At 67.4% G+C, this 1769-nt stretch carries 1 protein-coding gene; it reads right to left on the bottom strand.

From position 1 onward, the window contains the following. Positions 1-1351, bottom strand: a 1351-nt coding sequence (locus RH94_RS03380; protein ID WP_073946287.1) for an amino acid permease, incomplete at its 3' end; no start/stop codon positions are given. Positions 1352-1769 lie beyond the last annotated feature (418 nt).

Here is a 1769-nt window from a genome sequence, read left to right as displayed (position 1 = left end):
CCCAGCCGATGGCGAGGGCGACGGCCCAGACGGCCATCACGTACAGGCAGACGCGGGCTTCGGCGTCGTACGCGATCATGGCGGTGACGAGGAGCAGGAACGCGATGGCGATGTAGGAGCACACCGAGCCGCCCGGCGCCGGGAAGGAGGAGGCGCGCAGCCGGCCCGCCTCGACGCCCCGGCGGTACAGGATGTGGCTGATGAGGATCATCAGCCAGGTCCAGATGCCGGCCGCGGTGGCGACGGAGGTGACGTAGCCGAAGGCCTTCTCCGGGACGATGTAGTTCAGCACCACGCCGATGCCCATGAAGGCGACGGAGACGCCGATGCCGAGCGCCGGCGTCCTGGAGGCCGACAGGCGGCGGAAGACCCGGGGGGCCTCGCCGTTGTCCGCGAGGGTGCGCAGCATGCGGCCGGTGGAGTACATGCCGGAGTTGCAGGAGGACAGGGCCGCGGTGAGCACCACGAAGTTGACGATGCCCGCGCCGGCCGGGATGCCGATGACCGCGAACGCCTTCACGAAGGGGCTGACGTCCGGGCCGAACTCGGTCCACTTCACCACGCACAGGATGACGGTGAGGGCGCCGACGTAGAACAGGGCGATGCGCCAGGGCAGGGTGTTGATGGCCTTGGGGAGGGTCTTCTCCGGGTTCTTCGACTCGCCGGCGGTGACGCCGACCAGTTCGACGGCGAGGTAGGCGAACATCACGCCCTGCAGGGTCATCAGGGAGGAGCCGATGCCCTTGGGGAAGAAGCCGTCGAACTGCCAGAGGTTGGCGACGGCGGCGGTGTCACCGGCGGCGCTGAAGCCGAAGGTGAGCACGCCCAGGCCGATGACGATCATGCCGATGATGGCGGTGACCTTGACCATCGAGAACCAGAACTCGATCTCGCCGAACAGCTTGACGGAGATCAGGTTGGCCCCGAAGAGCAGGATCAGGAAGACCAGGGCGGTGACCCATTGCGGGATCGCCGGGAACCAGTAGTTGATGTAGATCGCGGCGGCCGTCAGCTCGGCCATGGCGATCACCACCCACATCAGCCAGTACGTCCAGGCGGTGAAGTAGCCGAAGAACGGGCCGAGGAACTCGCGGGAGTACTCCGCGAAGGAACCCGAGACCGGGCGGTAGAGCAGGAGCTCGCCGAGCGCCCGCATGATGAAGAAGATGATCACACCCGCGAGGGCGTACATGACGATGAGGCTGGGTCCGGCCTTGGCGATGTTCGCCCCGGCGCCCAGGAAGAGGCCGACGCCGATGGCGCCGCCGATGGCGATCATCTGGACCTGGCGGCTGCCGAGTCCGCGCTCGTACCCCTCTTCAGGGGCTTCGGTGACCTGCGGTGAGGCCATGGGCTGTGCGCCTTTCTCCATGCCGACCCGGGCTGTGGTAGGCCGCGGGTCGGGTCTCGAATCCCCCCCAGGATTGATGGAGTTGTGCCTGACCGATCGTTGCCGGCTCGGCGACACACCCGGCCGAACGCGGGTGGTGTTCGCCGGGCGGTCGTGAAGGTGTACCACGGCCGCAACGCTGATCGCCGGGAAGACGTGTGACGCACCACACAGGAAGAAGCGGACAAAGCGCGCACGGCGAACCCATAACCGGCCGCCGTGGTGACCGGATCGTTATCCGGATTTGAGCGTCCTCTGAGCGAACACGGAATCCACGTAAACCGGGAGGTGTCCGGAAAGGGTCAGGGAGGCGGCCAGAGGGGAGTCAGGAAGACACCCGGGGCACTGCGGCAGGAGGACGGAGCGCCACGGCGGGAGG

This window comes from Streptomyces kebangsaanensis, assembly GCF_001906585.1.
In the GTDB taxonomy this organism is placed as follows: Bacteria; Actinomycetota; Actinomycetes; order Streptomycetales; family Streptomycetaceae; genus Streptomyces; species Streptomyces kebangsaanensis.
Note: the sequence above shows the minus strand (reverse complement) of the source record. Positions and strands in the feature narration are given on the sequence as shown.